The following is a 25,013-nucleotide window of genomic DNA, read 5'->3' as shown; positions in this document are numbered from 1 at the left end:
CCTTCTGCCCTCTGCCTTCCCCCAACCGAGATCACCAAAAGTTGCCAAGAACCCATAAGCTAAATCTGGATTGTGTAACTCCAGATTTCAGTTGTCTTAACAAAGCTAGGACAAAAATCCTCTAACAGCAATTAAGGGCGGAGGATATCTATAATACCTTCTTGGAAAAAGCGTTGCGAAGTTTGCTCGTAACGCTTTTTCTATTTTTTAGCTAATTCAAGGGAATAGGTTACAGCTGAAAGTTTCTTCCCAGTCCCCTATGCCGTAGAACAAATACCTTGGGAAGAGATCCATATTGCCCTAAAATTCTACACGGGGAGCGAAGCTGACTGAGTGCCCCCATGATTCAACGTTATCAGAGGAGTTTTTTGTGGACTTATCTCGTATTCCTGCCCAACCAAAACCGGGTCTAATTAACGTTCTGATTGAAATTATTGGCAAAAGTAAAAATAAATACGAATACGACAAGGAACTACAAGCTTTTGCTCTAGACCGAGTACTTTATTCCTCAGTACAATATCCTTATGACTACGGCTTTGTACCCAATACTTTGGCTGAAGATGGCGATCCCCTTGATGGTATGGTCATAATTGACGAGCCGACCTTTCCCGGCTGTGTTATTGCTGCGCGACCGATTGGCTTCTTGGAGATGATTGACGGTGGCGATCGCGATGAAAAAATCCTTTGTGTCCCTGACAAAGATCCGCGCTACACTCATGTAAAATCCCTGAAAGACCTAGCGCCACACCGCTTAGAAGAAATTGCTGAATTTTTCCGTAGTTATAAAAATTTGGAAAAAAAAGTGACTGAAATTCTCGGTTGGCAAGATGTGGACAAGGTTGCAGCTTTAGTAGAAAAATCCGTTAAAGCTTATAGAGGATAATAGAGAAGTTAGGAGTTATGAATTTTTATTCCTAACTCCTGTACAGACGCGATTAATCGCGTCTGTACTCATAACTTCCGCTTGTTACGGATCGCAAAAACTGCCACCAAACCCAAACTAGAATGCAGCGTACTCTCCTTTTGGCAAAAATTCATAACTGCACCCTCACAGGGGCAAATATCAACTACGTGGGTAGTATCAGCATTGATGAAATCCTTTTGGAAAAAGCTGGTATCTTACCTTATGAGCAGGTGCAAGTAGTTAATAGTGCCAACGGTCAGCGCTTTATTACTTATGCGATCCCCGCTCCAGCTCATTCAGGAATAATTGAGCTAAATGGAGGTGCGGCACGTCTAGGCATTATTGGCGATCGCTTGATTATAATGACTTACGGGCAGTTCACTCCAGAAGAGTTAAAAAGTTACTCTCCTACGGTAGTCATTGTGGACGAAAAAAACAGGCTCTTAGAAGTACGGCGCTACGATGACCTGCTCAGTAAGGTCTAATTTCAAGGAAAATGTCAAATTTTGAGTTGTCGGATTCCCAGAGCTACATAACAGAAAAGTCATCTACCCTGCCCAGTAGCCCAGCAGGTGAATTTATCGTGCAATTCTGGGGTGTCAGAGGTTTGATTCCCACTCCCAGTAGCAATACTAATCGTTATGGTGGTAATACCGCTTGTGTAGAAATACATGTAGCTGGGAAACGCTTGATTTTTGATGGCGGTACTGGCTTACGCATACTGGGTAAAACTTGGCAAGAACTGCAACAGCCACTAGAAGCCCATTTATTTTTTACCAACTGCCAATCAAACCGAATTCAAGGGTTTCCCTTTTTTGCTCCCGCATTTATTGGGGAAAATTGCTTGCATATTTACGGGACAGCTGCCTCAAATGGAGCCTCAATCAAACAATGTCTGTACGATCAGATGCTCCAACCACACTTTCCTTACCCTTTACAGGTAATGCAGTCAGAATTGCAGTTTTACAATCTGACTTCAGAAAGCGACGTGAAGTTAGATGATGTCACCATTACAACTGCATTAATTAATCAAACTCAGCGGTCAGTTGGCTACCGAGTTACTTGGCAAGAGTATAGCGTTGCTTACATTACAGATTTGCACCAGAATGCTGATCAAGTGGAGCGAGAGCGGATTTTACAGTTCATTCAAGGCGTTGACTTACTGATTGCCAATGCCACTTACACTCCCCCTACGTCTCACAACCATGACTCTGCTGATTTACTCTGGCAAGCTGCGGTGAATGCAGCTGTGAATGCTGGCGTTCAACGGCTAGCCATTTCTCATCATCACCCAGATGACCATGATGATTTTCTTGACCAGGTTCAAGTCGATATTAAATCTGCTTTTCCTCAAGCCATACTAGCCCATGAAGGTTTAGTATTAGCTGTTAGTAAGTGATTTAGAGTCGTTGTAGCGATCGCCTAAGTTATGTTTAGGGTCATAGCCCTGACTGGAGAAGGAAGTTTCACAGCACTGGTAGCCCTAAACCTTTACTACAAGTGATTGGCAGCCTTTATAAAAGAGCCGTATTACCTGTTTTTCTGAGAGCAGGCAGGCTTTTTTTTCAGAGTATATGCTCTACTGTGTACAAACTAAACCCAAATTACACAGATATCGGCTCAATCCTAAAAAAGCTCAATGTCATATTATCATTGTTAGCATTTCGTTGAGATAACCAATTTTGATAAAGCTCTTCCCAATCCATCTATTTCACAAAATTGCTGTATACGTCTAACTTAGCGGCTTGTATCGAAAAATTTCATATAATCATTGTTTAAGTATATACAGCTAGGTGAAATGTAGTGTATGTGATAACAGAAATAGGACGAAAGCTGCAATTTTTGCTCGGAGTATGGAGAAGTTCATGTAAGCTAAAAGCACTCTCGTCTCTTCCGACAGAATTGAAAATAACTCATACACCGAATCCTGTACAAGCACACAGAGGCGGATTAAGTGGATATCAATACACTTGGGTATATGCCACTACAATGGAGTCAGTAGCTGGAAAAGTTGTTATTGAAGAATTTGGTGCTTTTAGTTGGGTTGGAGGACAATGGTACTTCAAAAACTTCACAGGTAAACCCTTTACTCGTAATGATTTTATTGAATGGTATTCCTGTCCAAGAGGAATGATATTACCTAATTATCAGTACACTGATTTTCAAAATTGGAGTGGTAGTGCCGAATTAATTAACATGAAAACCAAGTGGTATTTTATTGGGCGAAATGAAAGTGGTAGGCGTGTTAAGGGCGAAGCTGAAATTGAAGGATTTGGTGAGCTTTAGTCGGTAGACCCCCTTATTTGCTGTTAATGTGGTTTCAAAATTGCCTTGTTTCCAGTTTGCTATATTTATCTGTGGCGATCACAGTATTAAAAGTGGCTCATCAAGTCCTTAGCGTAAGTTTCGGTATCACTGCTCATTTCACCGCGTAAACAGGGTAGTACAGCATTACACGTATGGGCTAATTCGTGTAATAAGTGACCAAAAGTATTCTAACTCCGTTAGCTCCCCCAATGCTTAGGTGTAGCCTGCCGTAGGCATCGCAACTCATAAATTCCAACTTATCAAAAGAGGAAACCAGTAGCACCGGAAACTGCGATGTGCGATCGCAGTTTCTATTCAAAAAGGATGTTTGAAAAGTCTAAATTGTTACTCGCCTTGGCTACTGGAAGTCGCGGCTACACGAGACGTTAAAAACCTTTATAGACTACACACGCTTTGGACACAGCATTGCTGTGCCCTTACTATTCCACACAATTAAAATCGCCTATATTGCCCCTACGACGCATTTTGCAACTCGGCTGTACGTACTGAAAGCTGCTGTGTTTGATTACCCCGTTGCACTTTCACCTTTAATACTTGACCAAGTTGACTATCTTCCACAATGTTCTGCAATTGTTCTGCACTGGTAATAGCTTTACCATCAATTTGAAGAATTACATCCCCGCGCCGGATACCCGCAGATGCAGCTGGAGAATTAGGGACAACTCGCATGACAAAAACACCATTAATTTCTGGTATCTGAATAGGAGAGTTGGGATCGGTGTTATTTTGCTTGGCAAGCTCTGGTGTCAAAGTTAGCATTTGCACGCCTAGATAGGGATGAGCAACTTTGCCACCACGTTGCAGTTGCGCGGCGATCGCTTTAGCTTTATCAATCGGAATTGCAAACCCAATACCCATTGCATCAGGGCGAATGGCTGTGTTAATACCAATTACTTCGCCTTGACCATTCAATAGTGGCCCGCCAGAGTTACCAGGGTTAATGGCGGCATCTGTCTGAATGAAATCCAAACGTTTGTCGCTAATGCCGACTTGGGCGCTGGAACGTTTGAGGGTACTGACAATTCCCAAGGTAACGGTGTTATCAAATCCCAAAGGATTACCGACTGCGATCGCCCAGTCTCCTACTTGGACATTACTAGAAGAACCTAAGGGCGCCACTGGTAAATCATTACCAGCGTTAATCTTGACTACTGCCAAATCTGTGACTTCATCAATACCTTGAACTTTCCCTTCAAAGGTGCGGCCATCTTTGAGTCGGACTGTTACTTTATCAGCCTTATCGACCACATGAGCATTAGTCAGAACTAGCCCGCTCTTGTCAAGAATGAAACCTGAGCCTAAACCACGTAACTGCTCAGAAGGCATCTGTTGAGAGAAACCGTCACCAAAAAACCGCCGGAAAAAGGGATCGTCAAAAGTTGGATCAACCCGACGAGTAATTGTCCGCTCAGTATCAATTCGGACAACTGCTGAACCAACACGATTTACTGCTGCTGTGACAAAGCTAGTGCTACCGATCGCAGCACTAGCTGGTGATTGCCGTTGAGCAATCAGTTCTGAAGTATCTCCAGCAGTTATTGTGGGTGCTGGTTCGGCTTGGGAAGGTAACACCTGCAATGTGCTAACGGTTAACAGAACTCCTAGCGCGATCGCTAAAACATGAGTAGTGAATTGACGTAAAGACCGAGATAATTTGGGAAATCGCATAATCACAACCTAATTTATAAGCCTAATTGTTGCTTAGTCGTGACAAATCTATTTACAGTTATTTTTATTTCAGGTTTCGCCTGTTTCCACTACTGGAGTTAGGGCATTTTGCGAACTACCTGTAATCAACTTAATAGAAAATTTAACCCAAAAGCTATTATGGACATTTACCCTTTACAAGTTCGGTTTTTACCCATCAATAAAACTTTTGGATTGCCAATAAGATTAGTCCGCTCTCTGTTCTAACTCTAGACTATGGATGAACTAACTTTTGTATAAGATTTCATTCCGATTAGCTGCACCTAGTTGGGGTAAGGAGTTGATGGCTGAGTGGGGAGTCAGGGCAACAGGAACAGTTGGAGGTAGCTGTAATTGTTTGACAACACTTTGCAAAAGTTGGTCTTGTCCAGTCCGCAAACCCCAGACATTTGTCCCACGGTTGATAATAGCAAACCAAACCAAACCGCGATCGCGTGTGGGCATCACTCCCGCTAAAGCGCTCACATCCCGGAGAGTGCCAGTTTTGATCACAGTCGCCAGGGGAATGTGTCTAGTGTGTAGTGTCCCCCGGTGGTCGAATCCAGACATGGGGAACAAGTCAGCCAAATTTAGTTGATGTAGAGATGCCTCCGCTTGAATAGCCATAAACATGGCACAAACAGCCCTGGGGGAAATGCGATTTTCCGGGCCCAGTCCAGAACCATTGATTAACTGAATTTCTGCTTGTGGCACCCTAGCAAGGTTAGCAGCAGTTGATTGAACTACAGTTGCTCCCCCCACTGAGTCTGCCAGCATCTCTGCCATATCGTTGTTACTGTAAACATTCATTTCCTTGAGAAGTTGCTTCAAGGGCAATGAGCGATGACGCAGTAACAAAGTTTGTTGAGGATTTGGTTGCGCCTCAACTTTCACCGCACCCGCAATCACAACTTGAGGTTTAGGCGTTCCCTTGGGCATGATTGAGTGTGTATAAATCGCAGGGCGACCCCAAGTTGCACGATTTAGTGTTTGCTTGAGCATCAGACCTGCTAGCATTGGCTGACGTTGAAAATTCATGGCAAAATTGCCAGTAATAATTAAATTCCCCTTTACTTGCTTAATGCCCATTTGATTGAGAGTATTACCAAGAGCGATCGCTTCTTCCCAAACAAACAAAGGATCGCCACGGCCTGTAATCACCAAATCGCCCTGCACAACTCCATTTACCACTGGACCAGTGACACTCACCAAAGTATCAAATTGGTAATCTGGCCCCCAAGTTTTCAAAGCAACTAGTGAAGTGGCGATTTTAGTTAAAGAAGCAGCCGGCAGAGGAGTCGTACCTTGGTGATTTGCCATCAGCATTGGCCCTGACTGCATCCAAATCCCCTGACTCTCAGCCAGATTTTGGGCTACCACTTTTGATGCGATCAGCTTTTTCAAATATTCCTGCACCGTAGTCGCCCCAGATGGATTTGGATCGGGGGCAATAACCAAGCCAGGGCTACTTTGCCAAGTTAGTGCATCTAAGGCATCTAGAGGCTTGATTTGTACCCCAGCCATTTCCAGCCAAAGCGACACTAAACCTGAACCCAATAATTCCAGCATTTTTTATTCCTCTGTCAGGATTTGAAACGTTGTTTACTGTGCTAATATACAAGTTTTTTTACGAGAATCAGTATTGAGCCATAATAACTAGTGTTTTTCTCATCTGTAAGTAGGATGAATCATATTGTTTTTATGGCTTGCTTTGACAATGCTAAAATACCCATTGCTCATGAAGATAGCCGCATGAAAATAAAAAATATTTTTGATATGTGTAGATAAGTAGGTCGGCGTAAATAATTATTGTTGTGATAAGGTAGGGAGCAGGGGAAAAAGGGTTTGAGCCTTGTTTACTTTTCTTCACACAGTTTGGTTTTATTGTGTCAACTTACTTACTACGCCCTTAGCCTGATTCAGCAACTGGCGATGTCAATGACCGATTATGTACGCTTGTATCCTGATAGGGAAGCAAGATCCGCCCCTAAAGATAGTCCATAATTACCTGGACGAGGAATGCGGAACGGAAGAATGTTCAAAATTCTCCCACTTTTTTCCCTTAAATAAACTGATCAGCATTCGAGTTGCATAATCAGGGCGGATTAAGATGTCCACCCTACAAGATATTGAGAAAATTTTAATACGCAAATTAGATGTGTTTTAGCTTACCTACTTTCTTTCTGGATGTGCTGCATCCTCTGGTGAAGGAGTACCCATCCGGTTAATTGTGGCAATCATCTGATACAAGCGCCCCAAATCGCGTTGATTGAAGTACAAAATGAGGCGAGGTAGTTCAACAGTTTCATCTTGTGCTTCTTGAGGTAATGCCTGACTTTTTTCAATTTTTCCTTGAATAATAATGTCGCTAAAATCAGCATTAAGTTGTTCTAAAAGAGCGTCTGATATATCTGTCTTCAGGCGGATGACTAACTTATTGCTTACATAGCGGCTGGAATGATAAACCTGGTAAAAACGGGTGATAGCATTACAAGCCACATCCAGGTTATCTGTCACTGTGTAAAGGCAGGGGTCTTCAGGATTGACAAGACCATTTTGCACTAATTGCTTATCAATATATTCGCTCCAAGAGCGCCAGTAATCACCATCAGGGCGATCGATTAAAACTAAAGGTACTGGCCCAAATTTACCATTTTGGCTTAATGTCATACATTCAAAAGCTTCATCTTGAGTGCCAAAGCCTCCCGGAAACAAGGCTATAGCATCACTTTCTTTGAGGAGAAACAGCTTGCGGGTAAAGAAATATTTGAAGTTAATTAGCTTGGGATCGCCCTCTATAAAAGGGTTTGCTTGCTGTTCAAAGGGTAACTGAATGTTTAGTCCAAAGGAATTTTCTCGCCCAGCACCTTCATGACCCGCTTGCATGATTCCACCACCACCGCCAGTCATTACCATAAATCCTAATTGAGAAATAGCACGAGCAAACTCAAGGGCCATTTGGTATTCTGGCCTATCTGGAGCTAGACGAGCAGAACCAAAGATGGTGACTTTGCGAATGTGTCGATAATCATAAAAAAGCTGGAAACCGCGCTCCATATCTGCTAATGCAGACGATAATATTTTCCAATCGAGACGCTCAATTTCGGTATCAGCTAGACGAACAATAGTAGTAAGTGCTTGCAGAATAAATTGCCGATTTTTTAATGTCGGTAAACGAACGATCAAGTCAGCGATATCCGCCTGTAAAGACTCTAATGTGTCAAAAGACGCAGATGAGGTCATGAGAACTGCCGCAACAATGGCACTATATTTTACGTGAACTACTTACACTCTAGCAAGCGGGATATAGCCCTCGAATGTGCAATTAGCAAATTTAGAACTGATTTTGAAGCCGGAAATTCTAAAATTTTTTTTGATAAGGCTTGTTGCGATAATTCAACTTTTGAACACCATAGCAAGTTATCTCGGTCGAGCAATTGACAGAACTCCTTCACTGACGTTACTTGTCGCCACAATATATATCAGGGTTTATGTAAAATGGTATGACTTACATCTGATAGCGTATATCAAAGGAAAATTTTGTATCTTATTGCCAGATTTTTTGGGAATTAATGTCCATAATAAAAGCACTCTATCCCTAATCTACGAAAGTAAATAAAACTCTTTAGACCACAATACCGTTCAGTTCAGTCTAAAATCCTTGGTAGAGACGCGAAATTGGACTGGGCTTTCTCTACGAGACGCTGTGCGAACGCCCCGCTATGCTAATGTCGCGAGGCGCTAACGCGTCTTTACAGGTCAAAAATCAGTACCAAAAATCCTTAACTCAAGCGTATCGCTCTAAAGGATCTTTTATCGAAAACCCTCTCAATTACACTTCGACACATTAATGCATAATGTGAGCTATTTGTTAGTGCCTAAATCCTAGTAGAATATTTTCGCAAATCTAAGTAGGAAGATAGATGGAAGTTTCTGGACGCATCAATTACCCACTGAATCCTCCTCCCCCTCTTGAAGATTTTCCCGTCCTTCAAACTGAAAAATATACCCTACGGCTAGCTTCAACTGAAGAAGAATTAGAATCAATTTTTCGGTTGCGGTTTGAGGTTTTTAATCTTGAACTAGGCTTGGGATTTCCTGCTTCAAATGTTACCCAGATGGATATAGATAAGTTTGATGCGATTTGCCATCATTTAATCCTAATCTCCAAATATACGGGTAAAACGATTGGAACTTATCGGATGCAGACCTATATAATGGCTTCTCAAAGACTAGGCTTTGATGCTACCGATATATTTAATCTTAATGGAATTCCCAATTCTGTACTTCAGGTATCAGTAGAAGTTGGGCGTGTATGTATAGCTAAAGAATATCGCAATAGTCAGACACTTTTATTACTCTGGGAAGGCCTGGCAAATTATCTCATCTGGAGTAAAAACCAATATTTCTTTGGCTGTGCATCATTACTCACACAATGTCCTGGACAAGCTAGTTGCGCTTATGATTATTTTCGGCAGAATAACTTGATGCATCCAAGTATTTTGGTTTATCCAAATTCACAATTTTGTCTAGAACTGACTCAAAATTGTCCAGATTTATCTAATGTTGAGATTCCTAAAATTTTGCAGGCATACTTAAATATTGGAGCTAAAATATGCAGCCTTCCTGCCATTGATCGGCAGTTTAAAACTATTGATTTTTTAACTATATCTAATCTTGCAGACTTTGCCAGATGGCGTTATCCAAATCCTTTCAAAAAACCTTTACCACTGAGGATTTTTCACGATTAATGACTAGTGAATCATCGTTAAGGCGATCGACCGAATGAATTTCTCCTTGTGTGCTTGCAAAAGCGATCGGCTTTAAGGGCTTGAATAATTGCATTTGATACCATACCCTATACTATGCTGGAGGCAAAAAACAATCCTTTATTCGCCGTTAGAGAATTGAGAACTATAACCTGCAAAGCGATCGCTCAATACACGGTAGCTATGGAGTCACCCGATTACAGATACGGCTTTAGTGTATTTTACACTTCATTAATAAGATTACGGTTTCAAAACCAAATCCAGTTTTGCGGGATTTGATACAACCTTGTCCATTTATTTTTGTAGTTAATAAAGGAGAGGTGTTGATTGCCAATCTTCCTAATCAAATTAAAGTCCGGTTGGCGATGTTTAATAAATAGCCTTTGCTTGAAATCTTGGCTATGTCTACAACAGGCGTAGCAGCACCTCATCCAGCCTACTAAATTAGATGATTTGAAAAAACTTTTTAGGAAACCCACTTATGCGCCATCTCAAATTTGCTCCGAGTTGGTTGCGATTTTTAACTATCTTCTTATTGACGATGGGTATATTGTTTCGCTTTTCTAATCTTGATGGTAAAGTTTTCTGGCACGATGAAACTTATGCCTCATTGCGAATTTCTGGTTACACAATTAATGAAGCTAAACAGCAACTTTTTAATAATCGTGTGATTGGCAAAGAAAGTTTTGCTCAGTTTCAAGGTGCAAATCCAGAAAAAAGCTTAAATGACACAATTATGTCTTTGGCAAAACAAGATTCTCAGCATCCACCATTGTATTACATAATAGCTAGATTGTGGATGGAAATCTTTGGTAATTCGGTGACGGTGATTAGAAGTTTATCAGCCTGCATTAGTTTGCTGGTTTTTCCTTGTGTTTATTGGCTATGTCGAGAATTATTTGATGTGCCATTATCGGTTTCTGGTGTTGCGATCGCACTCATGGCTATCTCTCCAATTCACCTAGTATACGCCCAAGAAGCACAAGAATATATTCTTTGGTTAGTTACCATCTTACTATCCAGTGCGTCTCTGCTGCGAGCCATACGGCTAGAAGATGAGCTAGCAAAAGAACCACAAAAACCAGATTTATTCGCTATCTGGAGTATTTATACAGTCACTTTAGCTATTAGTCTTTATACATTTCTTTGGAGTGCATTTGTAGCAGTTGCTCACGTAATTTATGTGATGATAACTGCAAAATTTCAGTTTACTGAAACCGTGAGAACTTATCTGCTAGCATCACTAGTTGGTTTTTTAGCTTTCATGCCTTGGATAACAGTTGTGATTGGTGACTTTTTTCAATTTTTAATTTCAGCAAATAAAACAACAACTCAGTTAGATTTGATACCTGTATTGCCTTTTTTTTTAATGCAGTTAAGCCGGATTTTTTTTGATATAAACCTTAGGTCAGAAAATTCTCTAAGCTATTTAATTGCACTAGCTTTTTTAACTTTGGTAGGATATTCAATTTATTTTATTTGTCGAGCAACTAACTATAAAGTCTGGTCTTTTATCATTACATTAATTGTAGTACCAGCATTACCTCTAATACTGCCAAATTTAATTACTGGGAGTATACGAGCGTCTATCGAACCATATTTAATCCCATCCTATTTAGGAATCCAAGTAGCTGTTGCTTATCTACTAACTACGCAACTATATAATGGAAGCGGATCGCGTCGGAGCTTTTGGTACATAATCGTGGCATTAGTGATTATTTGTGGTTTGATTTCTTCTAAGGTGAGTTCCCAGGCAGAAACATGGTGGAATAAGGGTATGAATTCTGGCAATCTACAAGTTGCCCAAATCATTAATCAGAGTAATCGTCCACTTTTGATTAGTGATGCTTTCGGTAATAATTATGGTGATGTCTTTTCTTTAAGCTATCTTTTAGAACCAAAAGTGCGATTTCTGTTGGTGAGCAATCAAAAAATTCCTAAAATTCCTGATGGATTTACTGATGTATTTTTACTTAATCCTTCAGAGACTTGGAGAAAAATAATAGAAAAAAAGTCTAAATTCAAGACAGATATTGTTTATAATGATAACTATTATTCAATCTGGAAATTGGCTAAAATTCGTAATTTGCGCCGACGTAATTTACAAATTAGTCATCTTTTAATAAATAATTAACGGGTACATCCCAATTTTTATTTGTTAATGAGAAAATAATTGTCATTGCGTTTGCATAGCGTCTCGTAGAGAGGAGAAATGACGAGGCAATCGCATTGACTCGCTCTGAATTGGAGGATTTTACGATTGCTTCTCTTTGCTACACAACGCTAACGCGAACGCTCACAATGACATGCAAAAAAGTGGGATGCTCCCTAATTAACTTCATGTAAGTGTAAGTGGTTACTTTGAGGTGCTAATAAGGGAATTGTGCTTAATCACGCCTTTTATTTTTTCCTTTGAGGTCAGCTGTTTAGTCTAACCTCTAGCTAATTTTTTATCTCTTCTTATAATTGGCTTCGGCTGCCTTAACTAAAGTTTCTAATCCTCTCAACAATGCTTTACCCACTCCTGTTTGTGATTCAATTTTTCCAATTGTGATTCTAAATCTACTAATTCTGCTTCCCCCACTACAGCCACTAGTTCACTATCAGAAAGTTCGGAGATTTCAGCCGACTCTTGTTTGGAATTTTTTCTTATTGACGTGTGATTTTCATATTAGTAACTTGTGTAATTTTATAGTGGGTATGTACTAGACACTAAGTTACAGCTTATCAACAGGATAATCAAGGGTTTCTACGAAAACATCCTACTAGACCTACTTTTTCCACTACACTAAACAGTTAATTTTGTAGCTAAATATACAATCTTATTTGGCAAATTACTACCTCAGCTACTTGACTAACTCACTATCTACAATTGCAATAGTTTTGAGAGTCATAAAGTTGTTTTGTTAAAGTAGATAATTGCTGTACAAGTTATTGTGAAATTTAGTTATGCGGCATTTCCAACTTGCTCCAAATAGGTTGCGGTTTCTCATTGTAGTTTTGTTAATGGTGGGTATATTTTTTCGTTTTTTTAACCTTGACCGCAAAGTTTACTGGCACGATGAGACTTTCACTTCATTGCGGATTTCTGGTTATACAGTAAATGAAGTCAGGCAGCAAATATTTAATGGTCGCATAATTAATAAGGAAAGTTTTGCAAAATTCCAAAGTCCCAATATGGAGAAAGGCTTAGGTGACACAATTATATCTTTGGAAGTAGACGATCCACAGCATCCACCACTGTATTATATACTCGCTCGGTTTTGGGTGGAAATCTTTGGCAATTCGGTGACGGTAATTAGAAGTTTATCAGCATGCATCAGCTTATTAATTTTTCCCAGTATTTATTGGCTGTGTCGAGAATTATTTAAAGCATCGACATGGGTATCGGAGGTTGCGATCGCACTCATGGCAATCTCCCCTATTCACTTAGTATACGCCCAAGAAGCACGAGAATATATTCTCTGGATAGTGACTGTATTACTATGCAGCGCTTCATTGCTACGAGCATTACGATTGGAATCAAAAAATCGAGTACTACGCATATTAAATTGGGGAATGTATGCAGTCACTTTGGTGCTTAGTCTCTATACATTTTTGTTCAGTGGATTTGTCGTAGTCGCTCATGGTATTTATGTAATTGCCACTGCAAAATTTAGATTTACTAGAACAGTAAAGGCTTATCTATTAGCATCTTTAGCAGGATTTTTAGCTTTTACACCTTGGATATTGGTTCTGATAGCTAACTTCTTGCAAGTAAAAAGTTCAATAGCCTGGACAAACAGACATTTACCCTTAGACATTTTAATTCAATCTTGGCTTTTACAGTTAAATCGGATTTTTCTGGATTTAGACTTTGGCTTTGAAAATAAGTTTACTTATGTAATTACGCCTATTTTTTTAGTTATTATTGGATATTCTATTTATTTTATTTGTCGAACAACTAACTATAAAATTTGGTTGTTTATCGTCACATTGATTATGATTCCTGCATTACCTTTAATGCTACCAGATTTACTTTTTGGGGGTATACGCTCACTTGCCGAACGTTATTTATTGATTTCTTATTTAGGAATTCAACTAGCTGTTACTTACCTCCTAGCTACGCAGCTACACAATAAAAGTTTTGCACGCCGGAGAATCTGGCAAATAATCATGGGAATAGTGATTATTTGTGGGCTAGTTTCTTATGGAGTGAGTTCTCAGGCTGAAACTTGGTGGAGTAAGGTTATTAGCTCTGGTAATCCACAAGTTGCAAAAATTATTAATCAGGCTACTCATCCACTTTTAATTAGCAATAATTCTAGTATTAATTATGGTAATGTCTTTTCTCTCAGCTATCTTGTACAGCCAAAAGTGCAGTTTCAATTAGTAAAAGACTGTTCTATCCCCAATATTCCTGATGAGTTCACTGATATTTTTTTATTAAATCCTTCAGATACCTGGCGCAAGCAAATAGAAACAAATTATAATTATAAAACGTTTGTTGTGTATAGTGACAATAATTACTTGCTCTGGAAAATAGAAAATCCACGTAGCAATGTATTTTTTGAAAAAATTAGGACGTAGTTAGAACTACATGCTGTAATATATAAAATTCATGTAGACAAATTCGCGTCTCGTAGAAAAGAGGCTTTATTGGCTCCACTTGAAAATCATTCTTTTCTACTATCTATTTGCGTAACTTTATATTAAAAAATATTTCCATATATCTTTTGATATATGGAAATATTTCCTAGAGTCATCATCTTTTATAAGATATTCAAATATTTTTTGATTAAAATCAACTAAAAACAACAAAAATAAATATTAAACAAATTCTCATCTTAAATTAATTTAAGTAATGGTACGATGCTTTAAATTATCCTTTGTGATGAATTCAATGATTCATTGAAAGGTGTTGTATGCAAATAACAGATTTTCTTGGTCTTTTACATCCAGCGATCGCAATTATATTCGTTTTTCCACTCATCGGTACAGTAGTTAATTTTGCTTGGCAAACACGCCAACGTAGATTGCAAATTTTAGCAGGGAGTAAGAGTAAAATTCCTCCAGTGGTGGGTGCAGAACATAAGCAGTTAGGTGAAAGGCTCACAAGTGCAGTTGTTGGATTAACTTTAATCGGATTAAGCTACCCTATTAGCAAAAATATTATCAAAAATCAATTGTGGAATCAAACACCTTTTCAAGTGATTTTTATACTGCTAATATTTGCTGCCACCATCGCCTCATTAGTATTTCTTTATCGGGCAAAACAACGGGTGTGGCGGGCAGTTTTTGCAACTTTAACTGGTGCAGGTTTAGTAATTCTAGGCTGTCAAGATGGAGTCTATCGCCTCACCAATGAGTGGTACTGGTCACATTATTATATTGGAATTACCGCAGCACTGCTAATGATTTTTTCATTAGCAATTGTTCAAGATATTTATCAAGACAAGTCCAATCGCTGGCGTATCATTCATACGATTTTAAACTGCATTGCTTTGTTGCTATTTATTGGACAAGGCATGACAGGAGCGCGAGACTTATTAGAAATTCCCCTGAGTTGGCAAGAACCCTATATTTATCAGTGTGATTTTGTTAATAAAACTTGTCCAACGCCAAATCCCCAAGCACCAAAATAAGCAAGAGAGAATAACTCATAACAATACCCTTCAGGAGTGTTGAGTACTGAGTGGGGAATCTCATTTATTTACTCAGAACTCGGAACGGGCTAAATGTCCCGCTATTCCTAACGGAACTGTTCTGCCCAATGCCCAATTATTATAATTATATTTGCCTAATCATTATAGTGGCAGAGTGACAATTACTGTTGTGCCAACACCCTGTTCACTTTCTAATTGAATATGACCACCATGTAGCTCCACACATTTTTTAACTATAGTGAGTCCCAGTCCTGTTCCTTGAATTACACCCACATTACTGGCGCGATAGAAGGTTTGAAATAGATGAGTTTGATCTTTGAGAGGAATGCCCATTCCCCGATCTCTGATCTTAAAAATTGCGAGGCTATCTTTGCAAATCAAATCAAACCAAATAGTGTCATTTTCAGGGGAATATTTGATGGCATTGGAAATCAAATTTGTTAAGATACAATTTAGTAGGTCTTCATCAATTTGGGCTTGAGTCGATTCTCCTTGAGAAGTAAAGATAATGCTGTGCTTACTACCTGCATTTAGTTGAAGAATATCTGTGAGTTCGCTACAGAAATTTTCTAAATTTAAAAGTGTAGGTTGGGATTCGAGTTTAGCTGCTTCCGTTTTACTCAAGAACAATATTTCATCTAAGAGATTAAGCATCTGGTTGATAGCATTTTGTATTCGCTCGAAATATTTACTTCTTCGGACATCAGTTAGTTTCTTACTGTTGTATTCAAGGATATCTACAGCCGTCTGAATCGTAGTCATAGGGGTGCGGAACTCGTGAGAAATCATTGCTACAAAGTTTGACTTTAACTCGTTGAGTTCCTGTTCTTTTGCTAGCGCTTGACGGGTGCGTTCTTCACTCTCGCGTAGTTGGTTGAGAATTTCACTTCTTTCAATGGCATAGCGAATGGCACGCACTAACCGTTGTATAGTCATTTTATCTTTAACTAAATAGTCTTGCGCGCCTTCTGCTAATGCTTGCAGTGCTAAATCTTCATCATCAACACCTGTTAATACCACAACTGGGATATCAGGTACTGCTGTCTTAAATTCTTTTAACGTGTCTAGTCCAATAGAGTCTGGAAGGCTGAGGTCTAACAAAACTAGGTCGAATCTGCGTTCCTTTCGACTCTCTATCTGAGAATTCTTAAGGGTGGACGCAGAGTTTTCTCTGCTAGCTTCTATTGCCTCAGATAACCGTTGAACATGTAACATCTGCCATTGTTCTTGATCTGAATTTAAAAATATCCGGCGTAGCAGATGAGCATCACTTGCACTATTTTCTACTAATAGAATGTGAATTGTGAGTTTTTCCATAATACAGGGTTATATCAATTTGTTAGATAATCACCTGATTTCCTATTTTTTAGATAGGGCTAGAAATCATGCGTTTACTAGAAGGTTACTAAGCAGTTATTAGATATATATTTAAAGATACCTTAATTTGCATTGAGGGTAAAATAAAATACTGTTCCTACGTCCGGCCCGGTTCTGACCCAGCCCAGATGCGACCACCATACTGTTCTCAACGAGTATGAAGACGGCGCAAAACCTCAAAAATTCGCTCAAGATATTGAGACCATTATCCTGAGCGATCGCTATATATAAATTACTTAGAGTAGACTCAGTGCTATATTACAGTCAACGATCATAAATTCCTGGCTAACGCACGCACGTAGAGATAATGTAGCTCATAACACAAAAAAATAAGTGGATAATTGTAGCTGTTACACCACCTATCCACTCGATACTTACTGTATTAGGGTGATTAAAAAAACCTGACAAGATGATTAAAACTTGGGAAAGTTCAAATCAATTAACGTGACTCAGTTCCTTGATTAGGGCTACCTGCTACAGAATCATTTTCTGGTGCTTCTGGAGCAGCAGTTGTTTTACCATCAGTCTTTTCAGCATCGCCAGTTTTGCGGATACCTTCTTCAATAGGGGTTTGGTAGCCACCAGAAGCGCTAGGGGTAGCTTCTTGATTCTTAGATTTTTCTTTTTGTTCTTCAGCCATGACTACAATTCCTAATCATTTATTCTTGGGATTATCTTAAAAAAATTAGGAGTGTGAGTGTATCTATCCAGAATATAGTTATCTCAGATTCTTTCCTCTATCGTAAGTATTGTTTAGTACTATTCATATATGCTGATGAAAATCCATAAATATAGAATTTGTTAACCTTAGAACCCTTGCAGTCGTTAAGGGAGAACTTAGAATGGCTTTATGTCCAAGATGCTTTTAAAATTGCCTTATTGATAGTTGACACGAAATCACAAATATCTGATTGGATCTGAATGAATAGTATGGTGTGATGATTATGATACAAGCTATCAAAGTGTAATCAATGAACCAGAGCAATCTATCGTTACCATCTGGATGTGTCCTTCGCAAGGCAACCTCTGCGGATCGGTGGTCGATTCGATTGCTGGTATTTTCAGCGAAACTCGACCCAACCCAATTAAATTGGCAGCAATTTTGGGTAGTTGAATACAATGAGAATCTGATAGCTTGTGGACAGCTACGTAATTTCTCAGGGGCACAAGAACTTGGTAGCTTGGTTGTTGCATCAGCTTGGAGAGGTCGCGGTTTGGGTAGTTTGCTAACGCAACATTTGATTAATACGGCAACGCAACCACTTTATCTGGAATGCTTAGGTCAGCGACTGGTGCAGTTTTACAGTCGCTTTGACTTTGTGCCACTATCTTTTGAAGACTTGCCACAATTTCCTAAGACAATAGGCTTATCTACGCTCAAGGAGAAATTTAGATTCTCACAGTTAGCTAAAAGGCTGCTCAAAGTTCCTGTGGTGTTTATGGAATATCGAGGTCAGACTAATTCGTAATTCGTAATTCGTAATTCGTAATTTAAGATATGCAAAACAAGTCTTGATACAAGATGTTTCCAGCCCTTTACTTTCCTCCATTTCCTATTTCAACTTGGAGGTTTAGCAAAAATCGTTAGTAAGACAGGCCCTAGTAAATAATGGTGATTCAAACACAATAGCCCAGCAGAGGAGCCAAGAAGTTGACGTTGATTAGGGCTGTAGAGTCTAATTCCACGGGGAGAGACTGGCAAGAATTGAGGTTCTGTCTCTTTTTTGGAAGTAATGTCAACCAAATAAAAGCGTCCACCGGGAGAAAGTACCCGTGCTACCTCACTAACCACCTGTTTAGGTTCCAAATAGTGCAAGAAGCTGATAGTACTGAAAACGGCATCAAATTGACCATCAGCAAAGGGAAGAGACTCAGCTTTGCCTTCAATATAAATTAAGCGTGGACGGTGGCGGTTGCTCTGTCTTGCTACCCGCAACATATTAGCAGATAAATCTAATCCGGTAGCTCGGAGATTGGGAAACTGAGTAGCAATGCGCTCTAGCAAGCGTCCAGTACCACAGCCTATATCAAGTACATTTGCCGATTCTGGTAAATCGACGTACTCCAACAACCGTTGGTGAACGGCTCGATAAAACACTGAAGGAAAGAACCAATCGTAACTTGATGCCCATAGGTCAAAAAGTAGCTTTTTATGATTGAAAAAGTCATCAGTCATTAGTTTTCGCAGCTTTCTTAAAGGTTGATGCTTTGTCGGGGTTTAGCTGCGCCTCCAAGAATTTAGTTAACAACACAAATTAACTATAGCGGTTCTGAATTGTCTGTAATATCGGGCTTTTGTCAGGTTAGTTACAGAAGCTAAAGACTGGTTAATATCTAGGTTCAATCCCAGATAAAATTAATGTTTCTACCGACTTGCTATCGAGGGGTTGGGAGAAAAAATATCCCTGTGCATATTTGCATTTCATAACACTAAGTTGCGTTAGTTGCTCTAGTGTTTCTACGCCCTCTGCTATTACATCTATGTTTAGATTCTGTGCTAGAGCGACGATCGCTTGAACAATCTCTAAGTTTTCTCCATTAGCACCAATCTTAGCAATAAAGGAACGATCAATCTTCAAGGCATTACTGGGAAAGCGGTGCAGGTAACTCAAGGATGAATAGCCGATGCCAAAATCATCTAAGTGTAATTGGATATTCATCTGTTGCAGTTGCAAAAGCATAAAAGTTGCTAATTGAATATTTTCCATAAGTACGCTTTCGGTAATCTCCAGCTTTAAACTGCCAGTTTCTAAACCAGTTTCTTGCATAATTTGATTAATTTGCTCAATCAGGCTAGGTTGTGAAAACTGTTTAGTGGAAAGATTTACACTAATTGTCAAGGGTGGGTCAGTAGGAAATTGTACTTGCCAAGCACGCATCTGCCTACAAGCCTCGCCTAGTACCCAATAACCAATAGGGATAATCAGCCCAGTTTCTTCTGCCAGGGGAATAAAGTTGTCTGGAGAAATTAATCCGTGTTGCGGGTGCTGCCAGCGAACGAGAGCCTCGAAACCAATAATTTTGTAAGTTTCTAATAAAACAATTGGCTGGTAGTAAACCTGAAACTCCTGGCGTTCAACTGCCCGTCGTAGATCCATCTCTAACTCTAATAGCTTCGTTACTTGGGTGTACATAGTTGAGTCAAATATCTCATGGCGTGCCTTACCCAATGCTTTAGCGCGATACATTGCAATGTCAGCATCGCGCAGTAGTTCCTCCGGTCGGTTATAACTACCCCTGCTCAGGGCGACGCCAATGCTGACGGTAGTAAATACCTCGTACCCACTGAGTTGGAACGCAGATGTCAAAGCTTCGTGTATCCGCTCCACCACGCTTGTTACGTCATTGACGTTTTTGAGATCGTCAAGCAAAATTGTAAACTCATCTCCCCCTAGACGAGCAACTGTGTCTCCAGAGCGCAGGCAATTCTCCAATCTGTGAGCAAGGGCAGTTAGTAGTTGATCGCCAATTGTATAACCGAGACTGTCGTTGATAACTTTGAAGCGATCTAGGTCTAGAAAAAGAACAGCGAATATATAGTCTGTACGTCGTTTTGTCAGCAGGAGCGCCCGCTCTAGCCGTTCCATAAATAAGGCGCGGTTTGGCAGACCTGTTAGTACATCATGAAAGGCATCATGAATTAATTGCGCCTCTGCCAGTTTTAGAGCAGTAATGTTGCGAGCGATACTTAAAACAAAATATACTTCGCCATCGCTAGCCAATTCAGGCACAAGACGGGTATGGTAATGTCTTGTTTGCTGGGCGATCGCTAAACTGCATTCAAACTCCGTTTCTTCTTTCGTTTGAAAAACTTGCTGGAGCTTGCGATCGCATATCCGGCAAAATTCTTCCGGCAGATTTAACTCTGCGTTTGTTTTGCCGATAAATGTTTCGGCTGATATTGCTGTAATGTTTTCAATAGCTGGATTAACGTAAACGTAGCGCAATTGAGGGTTAAATCTGGAAATAATATCGGGTGCATTTTCAATTAGTGCTTTGAATTCTTGCTGGCGACGCGCTAATGCCTCCAGAATTTGGTTGCGCTCGGTGATATCCTGAAAGACCAAAACTGCACCTGTGATGTTACCGTTGTCATCTTTAATCGGTGCAACACTATCATCAATTGGTATTTCTGTACCGTTTTTAGCAATCAGTATCCTCTGTTCTGGTAGATCGACAGTAACGCCAGACTGAAGGACTTGCGTTACAGGACTTTCAATTATTATACGAGTTTTTTCATGAGCAATATTGAATACTTCTGCTGCTTCTTTACCAAACGCATCTGAATAATTCCAACCCGTCAGTACCTCCGCAATTGGATTCATAAAAGTCACAGTTCCAGATTCGTCGCTAGTAATCACAGCATCTCCAATACTTTTAAGTACAGTAGTCAGCCATTGTTCATTCTGTTTTAATTTTTTTTCCGTCCGATGTTTAGAAAGAGTAATTTCAATGGTGAACTTTAATTCTTTTTCTTTGAAGGGCTTGAGAATGTAGCCAAACGGCTCTGTTACCTTTGCTCGATTCAATGTTGATTCGTCTGCATTAGCAGTCAGATATATGACTGGAATATTAAAAATATTATGAATTATCTGAGCGGCCTCCACACCGTCCATATTTCCTTTAAGGTGAATATCCATTAAAACTAAATCTATAGAATTAGCTGCTGCTTTCTTAATTGCTTCTTCTCCAGAATCGGCAAGCTCCATAACAGTGTATCCAAATTTCCTTAGCCGATTTTGTATATCCATTGCCACGATGAATTCATCTTCAACAACTAATATATTTACTGGGTTCATGTTTTTATTGAAATTATAAATTTATAGTTTAGTCGAAAATATAATTTTATACTTTACTCCATTCTGGCTGCTAAAATCGATATTGCCTTTTAGCTGATGTGTTAGACCCTTTACTAGTCGCAGACCTAATGATTCTGTATTTTGAAAGTCAAAATTTTGGGCAAAGCCTACACCATTATCACTGATAGAAAGTGTATATAAGTTTACTTCTTTAGAGTAAAAGTCAATACAAATTTCTCCCAGTTCTCTTTGAGGAAAGGCATATTTTAGGGAATTTGAAATAAGTTCATTGATAATTAAGCCGCAAGGAATAGCTGCATCAATGACTAGAAAAACCTCCTCAACATTCATTTTTAAGGTAATAGCGCTGGAATTAACGTTGTATGAATAAAATAAATTAGTTACTAAATCTTGAATATAGTCGGTAAAATTAATTCTTGCCAAGTCTTGAGATTGATATAGTTTCTCGTGGATCAGAGCCATTGATTCAATCCGGTTCTGGCTATCTTTGAATACCTCAAGGGCTTGATTGTCCTTGAGATACTCTGCTTGCAGGTTGAGCAGACTAGAAATAATCTGCAAATTATTTTTTACCCGGTGATGAATTTCTTTCAATAGCACCTCTTTTTCTTGAAGCGATGCTTTAATCTGCTCCTCTGCTTGTTTACGCTCCCGCCTCACTAGTGCCTCGCGCAACTCGCGGGCAACAGCAGGGGTTAGTCGCGCTAGATTGCCTTTGATAATGTAGTCATGGGCACCAGCTTTCATGGCGGCGACTGCGGTATCTTCACCAATAGTTCCTGAGACGATAATGAATGGCAGGTCAAGTCCACTTTCCTTAACCTGCTTCAATGCAGCAGGGGCACTAAAAGTGGGCATAGAATAATCGCAGATAACGATATCCCATGTTTGCTCTGCGATCGCAGCTTTCATGGCTGTGGGTGTATCAATCCGTTCAAAGGTTACTTCATAGTCACCGCGTTGTAGTTCGCGCAGCAGCAACAAAGCGTCGTCTTCTGAATCTTCAACAAGTAATACGCGCAGTGGTACACTCATGTAATTCGTAATTCGTAATTCGTAATTAAGTAAAGTCAGCCTTGCATCTATAACCCTTGTCTCCTGACTCTTGCCTTCTTTGGTAAGCTATATTCTTGGTGGTGATTCGTTTAAGACAAACCAGTACAATCCTAGTTGTCGCACTGCTTCACTGAATTGGGAAAAGTCTACTGGTTTGCGAACATAGCTGTTGGCTCTCAAGCTGTAACCATTGATTAAGTCTTGCTCCTCCTTGGAGGAGGTGAGAATGACAACGGGAAGGATTTTTGTCCTGTCGTCGGTTCGCAGGTGTCGCAAAACTTCCAGACCATCCATTTTGGGCAACTTCAAATCTAGAAGGATGAGATTCGGCATAACGCTCATGTCGCGATCGGCGTACACACCTTTACCAAAGAGATAATCTAGGGCTTCCACCCCATCACGTGCCACTACTACCTCGTTCAGAATATTGTTTTTCTTGAGTGCGCGTAGGGTTAGCGCTTCATCGTCAGGATTATCTTCTATAAGTAAAATCATGTTGTATTCCTCTATTTAAAGGGTGAAGTAAAATGTTGCGCCTTGCTCCACTACGCTTTCTGCCCAGACACGGCCACCATGACGGTGAACAATGCGCTGCACAGTAGCTAGTCCGATGCCAGTACCTTCAAACTCAGTCATGGCGTGCAGGCGTTGAAAAGCACCGAAGAGTTTGTCAATATAGGCCATATCAAAGCCTGTGCCATCATCACGAATAAAATATACATGGGTGTCATTTTGCTGTAAAAGCCCAAATTCTATTCGGGCTTTTTGATGTTTACCTGTAAACTTCCAGGCATTACCCAGCAGGTTTTCTAGCACGATCCGTAACAAATGAGTATCACCATTAGCAATCAATCCCGGTGTAATGACAAACTCTACTTGGCGTTCTGGTTGTGTTTTGTGCAACTCTGTAGCGATCGCCTCCACTAATGCGCTCAGATCGACCTTTTCGTAACGCATCTCACTACGCGTCAATCGTGACAGATTTAGTAAATCGTCGATTAGTTGTGCCATTCGCTGAGTGGCTGCACGCACTCGTTGGAGGTAGTTTTGACCTAGTGCGTCTAGCTTGTCAGCATAATCTTCTAGTAGTGCTTGACTAAAGCCGTCGATACTCCGCAAGGGGGCCCTCAGGTCGTGAGACACAGAATAACTAAATGCTTCCATCTCTTTGTTAGTGGCTTCGAGTTGTGCTGTGCGTTCTGCAACTCGCTGCTCAAGCTGGACGTTCAGACGCAGAATCTCTGACTCCGCCTTTTTGCGTTCATTAATTTCAGTTTGCAATTCTTCGTTAGTGTTTCTCAGTTCGGCAGTCCGTTTGTTAACCTCTATCTCTAACTCATCACGAGCCTTTTGCAGAGAATTTTCCATTCGTTTGCGTTTGATAAGTTCCTGATTGGTGATTGTGGCTGCGAAACCGACGATCACAGAAGCGATAATGCTGCCAAAAATAGTCAGCAAAGTTGTTTGATGAGCGCTGGCGTTCGCCTTCATCGATCGCTGTTTCAACAACTTATTCTCTTCGTTCTCCATAGCTGTAGTCAGCATTCGGATGTCCTCCATGATCTGCTGACCCCGATCTGTCTGAACTATTTGCAGCGCGGATTCTAAATTTTTGCTCCTGGCGTTAATCGTCTGTTCAATCAAAACCAGTTTTTTAGCAATTAGGGGTTCAAGGCGATCGAGTCGCCGCTGTTGATTGGGGTTATCTATAGTTAATTGGCGCAGAACCTGAAGTTTCTGAGCAATCTCGCCAGTTGCAGTCCGATACGGTTCCAGATACCGTTCTTTGCCCGTGAGAAGATAGCCCCGTTGTCCAGTCTCTGCATCTTTGATCTCTGACATTACATCTTTTGTCTTTTCAAGCACCTCGCGTGTATGTGTTACCCATTGAGAGTTTTCTCTATACTGAAGCAAACTAAGATATGAGATTATGCCAACACCAGTCATAATTGCGACTGCTACTACAAAACTGCCTGTATTCTTTTTGTAAATAGCCCATTCCATTTTTTACCTTCCTAGTTGAAAAAGTAGCTACTGGCTAAATTGGTCAAAACGGTGAGCCAGCGCTGTAGAACGGTAACAGTCGCTCTCTAGTGGCTATTTTCTTTTCTCTACCAGAGGCTGCGCCAATGAGACGCTTTGCGATCGCTGCCTTAGCGCCGCTAGGATCGTCACACGTTCCCATCTTTGAAAGAGATGGGTGAGAAGGATGACTAGCAGCCCAACTACTCGTCATAGTTTTAGAACTGATACCAAGTTTCTTAACTTTGAGAGCGAATTAGCTCTAATAAAGGATATCTATATTGGTTAATGATTGTGAGCGTATATTTTCTGAGACATAAGAAGACAAATAATAAATTTTGTTAAATTATTCAGTATATTTCCGTAGCCATTTTCACGAAATTTTCGCTTGCGTAAATTAAATTAA

20 protein-coding genes are annotated in these 25,013 nt (G+C 40.1%); 9 read left to right on the top strand and 11 right to left on the bottom strand.

The genetic code is table 11. The annotated features are described in order from the left end of the window. Nucleotides 1–370: 370 nt before the first annotated feature. The 4 genes from ACFE93_RS12070 to ACFE93_RS12055 all read left to right on the top strand — a co-directional run bounded on the left by ACFE93_RS12070 (nucleotide 371) and on the right by ACFE93_RS12055 (nucleotide 3,190). Nucleotides 371–883: an inorganic diphosphatase gene (locus ACFE93_RS12070; RefSeq protein WP_375473519.1), complete on the top strand. Its 513-nt coding sequence runs from the start codon at nucleotides 371–373 to the stop codon at nucleotides 881–883. Nucleotides 884–1,005: 122 nt separating this feature from the next. Next, entirely contained in the window at nucleotides 1,006–1,389 is a 384-nt protein-coding gene (panD, locus tag ACFE93_RS12065) for an aspartate 1-decarboxylase (RefSeq protein WP_292723737.1), read from the top strand. Between the two features lie 11 nt (nucleotides 1,390–1,400). After that, complete coding sequence (locus ACFE93_RS12060) at nucleotides 1,401–2,303, top strand: MBL fold metallo-hydrolase (protein WP_375473518.1); 903 nt, start codon at nucleotides 1,401–1,403, stop codon at nucleotides 2,301–2,303. A gap of 503 nt (nucleotides 2,304–2,806) precedes the next feature. Beyond that, on the top strand, nucleotides 2,807–3,190 hold the full coding sequence (locus ACFE93_RS12055; protein ID WP_375473517.1) for a hypothetical protein: 384 nt from the start codon (nucleotides 2,807–2,809) through the stop codon (nucleotides 3,188–3,190). A gap of 495 nt (nucleotides 3,191–3,685) precedes the next feature. Here ACFE93_RS12055 and ACFE93_RS12050 read toward each other — a convergent pair whose 3' ends face one another. From ACFE93_RS12050 to ACFE93_RS12040, 3 genes are all read right to left on the bottom strand, one after another. Continuing rightward, a complete protein-coding gene (locus ACFE93_RS12050) occupies nucleotides 3,686–4,900 on the bottom strand; it encodes an HhoA/HhoB/HtrA family serine endopeptidase (protein WP_375473516.1) in 1,215 nt (404 codons plus the stop codon). Nucleotides 4,901–5,164: 264 nt separating this feature from the next. Further along, nucleotides 5,165–6,487, bottom strand: coding sequence for a D-alanyl-D-alanine carboxypeptidase (locus tag ACFE93_RS12045; RefSeq protein ID WP_375473515.1), 1,323 nt, complete (start codon nucleotides 6,485–6,487; stop codon nucleotides 5,165–5,167). Nucleotides 6,488–7,090: 603 nt separating this feature from the next. Continuing rightward, complete coding sequence (locus ACFE93_RS12040; RefSeq protein WP_375473514.1) at nucleotides 7,091–8,161, bottom strand: LOG family protein; 1,071 nt, start codon at nucleotides 8,159–8,161, stop codon at nucleotides 7,091–7,093. A gap of 680 nt (nucleotides 8,162–8,841) precedes the next feature. On the opposite strand from ACFE93_RS12040, the gene ACFE93_RS12035 reads away from it, so the two are divergent. From ACFE93_RS12035 to ACFE93_RS12020, 4 genes are all read left to right on the top strand, one after another. Next, the gene (locus tag ACFE93_RS12035; RefSeq protein ID WP_375473513.1) at nucleotides 8,842–9,669 is read left to right on the top strand and encodes a GNAT family N-acetyltransferase; all 828 of its coding nucleotides are present in this window, start codon (nucleotides 8,842–8,844) and stop codon (nucleotides 9,667–9,669) included. Nucleotides 9,670–10,168: 499 nt separating this feature from the next. Further along, nucleotides 10,169–11,821 carry a glycosyltransferase family 39 protein gene (locus tag ACFE93_RS12030; protein WP_375473512.1) on the top strand — a complete coding sequence of 551 codons (1,653 nt, stop codon included), beginning with the start codon at nucleotides 10,169–10,171 and terminating at the stop codon, nucleotides 11,819–11,821. Nucleotides 11,822–12,636: 815 nt separating this feature from the next. Continuing rightward, nucleotides 12,637–14,256 carry a glycosyltransferase family 39 protein gene (locus ACFE93_RS12025; RefSeq protein ID WP_375473511.1) on the top strand — a complete coding sequence of 540 codons (1,620 nt, stop codon included), beginning with the start codon at nucleotides 12,637–12,639 and terminating at the stop codon, nucleotides 14,254–14,256. A gap of 335 nt (nucleotides 14,257–14,591) precedes the next feature. Further along, nucleotides 14,592–15,311 carry a DUF4079 domain-containing protein gene (locus tag ACFE93_RS12020; protein ID WP_375473510.1) on the top strand — a complete coding sequence of 240 codons (720 nt, stop codon included), beginning with the start codon at nucleotides 14,592–14,594 and terminating at the stop codon, nucleotides 15,309–15,311. 162 nt (nucleotides 15,312–15,473) lie between these two features. Here the strand turns inward: ACFE93_RS12020 and ACFE93_RS12015 are convergent, their stop codons facing one another. Continuing rightward, entirely contained in the window at nucleotides 15,474–16,649 is a 1,176-nt protein-coding gene (locus tag ACFE93_RS12015) for an ATP-binding protein (protein WP_375473509.1), read from the bottom strand. Nucleotides 16,650–17,148: 499 nt separating this feature from the next. Continuing rightward, nucleotides 17,149–17,349, bottom strand: coding sequence for a hypothetical protein (locus ACFE93_RS12010; protein ID WP_375473508.1), 201 nt, complete (start codon nucleotides 17,347–17,349; stop codon nucleotides 17,149–17,151). 331 nt (nucleotides 17,350–17,680) lie between these two features. Here ACFE93_RS12010 and ACFE93_RS12005 point away from each other — a divergent pair, with 331 nt between their 5' ends. After that, complete coding sequence (locus tag ACFE93_RS12005; RefSeq protein ID WP_375473507.1) at nucleotides 17,681–18,178, top strand: GNAT family N-acetyltransferase; 498 nt, start codon at nucleotides 17,681–17,683, stop codon at nucleotides 18,176–18,178. 89 nt (nucleotides 18,179–18,267) lie between these two features. Here ACFE93_RS12005 and ACFE93_RS12000 read toward each other — a convergent pair whose 3' ends face one another. From ACFE93_RS12000 to ACFE93_RS11975, 6 genes are all read right to left on the bottom strand, one after another. After that, a complete protein-coding gene (locus tag ACFE93_RS12000; RefSeq protein ID WP_375473506.1) occupies nucleotides 18,268–18,885 on the bottom strand; it encodes a class I SAM-dependent methyltransferase in 618 nt (205 codons plus the stop codon). 151 nt (nucleotides 18,886–19,036) lie between these two features. Continuing rightward, nucleotides 19,037–21,508 carry an EAL domain-containing protein gene (locus ACFE93_RS11995; RefSeq protein WP_375473505.1) on the bottom strand — a complete coding sequence of 824 codons (2,472 nt, stop codon included), beginning with the start codon at nucleotides 21,506–21,508 and terminating at the stop codon, nucleotides 19,037–19,039. A 21-nt stretch (nucleotides 21,509–21,529) separates the two neighbouring features. Continuing rightward, nucleotides 21,530–22,564, bottom strand: a complete 1,035-nt coding sequence (locus ACFE93_RS11990; RefSeq protein WP_375473504.1) for a sensor histidine kinase — start codon at nucleotides 22,562–22,564, stop codon at nucleotides 21,530–21,532. A gap of 87 nt (nucleotides 22,565–22,651) precedes the next feature. Further along, complete coding sequence (locus tag ACFE93_RS11985; protein WP_375473503.1) at nucleotides 22,652–23,080, bottom strand: response regulator; 429 nt, start codon at nucleotides 23,078–23,080, stop codon at nucleotides 22,652–22,654. A gap of 15 nt (nucleotides 23,081–23,095) precedes the next feature. Further along, complete coding sequence (locus tag ACFE93_RS11980) at nucleotides 23,096–24,589, bottom strand: CHASE3 domain-containing protein (RefSeq protein ID WP_375473502.1); 1,494 nt, start codon at nucleotides 24,587–24,589, stop codon at nucleotides 23,096–23,098. Nucleotides 24,590–24,632: 43 nt separating this feature from the next. Beyond that, complete coding sequence (locus ACFE93_RS11975) at nucleotides 24,633–24,821, bottom strand: hypothetical protein (protein ID WP_375473501.1); 189 nt, start codon at nucleotides 24,819–24,821, stop codon at nucleotides 24,633–24,635. Nucleotides 24,822–25,013: the final 192 nt, after the last annotated feature.

The sequence above is a fragment of the uncultured Nostoc sp. genome (genome assembly GCF_964247315.1).
In the GTDB taxonomy this organism is placed as follows: Bacteria; Cyanobacteriota; Cyanobacteriia; order Cyanobacteriales; family Nostocaceae; genus Nostoc.
This window is presented reverse-complemented; position numbering and strand designations above follow the sequence as displayed.

Coding starts and splice junctions, on each gene's coding strand:
- panD (WP_292723737.1), top strand. CDS start 1,006: ATGCAGCGTACTCTCCTTTTGGCAAAAATTCATAACTGCACCCTCACA.
- ACFE93_RS12060 (WP_375473518.1), top strand. CDS start 1,401: ATGTCAAATTTTGAGTTGTCGGATTCCCAGAGCTACATAACAGAAAAG.
- ACFE93_RS12050 (WP_375473516.1), bottom strand. CDS start 4,900: ATGCGATTTCCCAAATTATCTCGGTCTTTACGTCAATTCACTACTCAT.
- ACFE93_RS12045 (WP_375473515.1), bottom strand. CDS start 6,487: ATGCTGGAATTATTGGGTTCAGGTTTAGTGTCGCTTTGGCTGGAAATG.
- ACFE93_RS12040 (WP_375473514.1), bottom strand. CDS start 8,161: ATGACCTCATCTGCGTCTTTTGACACATTAGAGTCTTTACAGGCGGAT.
- ACFE93_RS12035 (WP_375473513.1), top strand. CDS start 8,842: ATGGAAGTTTCTGGACGCATCAATTACCCACTGAATCCTCCTCCCCCT.
- ACFE93_RS12030 (WP_375473512.1), top strand. CDS start 10,169: ATGCGCCATCTCAAATTTGCTCCGAGTTGGTTGCGATTTTTAACTATC.
- ACFE93_RS12025 (WP_375473511.1), top strand. CDS start 12,637: ATGCGGCATTTCCAACTTGCTCCAAATAGGTTGCGGTTTCTCATTGTA.
- ACFE93_RS12020 (WP_375473510.1), top strand. CDS start 14,592: ATGCAAATAACAGATTTTCTTGGTCTTTTACATCCAGCGATCGCAATT.
- ACFE93_RS12015 (WP_375473509.1), bottom strand. CDS start 16,649: ATGGAAAAACTCACAATTCACATTCTATTAGTAGAAAATAGTGCAAGT.
- ACFE93_RS12010 (WP_375473508.1), bottom strand. CDS start 17,349: ATGGCTGAAGAACAAAAAGAAAAATCTAAGAATCAAGAAGCTACCCCT.
- ACFE93_RS12005 (WP_375473507.1), top strand. CDS start 17,681: ATGAACCAGAGCAATCTATCGTTACCATCTGGATGTGTCCTTCGCAAG.
- ACFE93_RS12000 (WP_375473506.1), bottom strand. CDS start 18,885: ATGACTGATGACTTTTTCAATCATAAAAAGCTACTTTTTGACCTATGG.
- ACFE93_RS11995 (WP_375473505.1), bottom strand. CDS start 21,508: ATGAACCCAGTAAATATATTAGTTGTTGAAGATGAATTCATCGTGGCA.
- ACFE93_RS11990 (WP_375473504.1), bottom strand. CDS start 22,564: ATGAGTGTACCACTGCGCGTATTACTTGTTGAAGATTCAGAAGACGAC.
- ACFE93_RS11985 (WP_375473503.1), bottom strand. CDS start 23,080: ATGATTTTACTTATAGAAGATAATCCTGACGATGAAGCGCTAACCCTA.
- ACFE93_RS11980 (WP_375473502.1), bottom strand. CDS start 24,589: ATGGAATGGGCTATTTACAAAAAGAATACAGGCAGTTTTGTAGTAGCA.
- ACFE93_RS11975 (WP_375473501.1), bottom strand. CDS start 24,821: ATGACGAGTAGTTGGGCTGCTAGTCATCCTTCTCACCCATCTCTTTCA.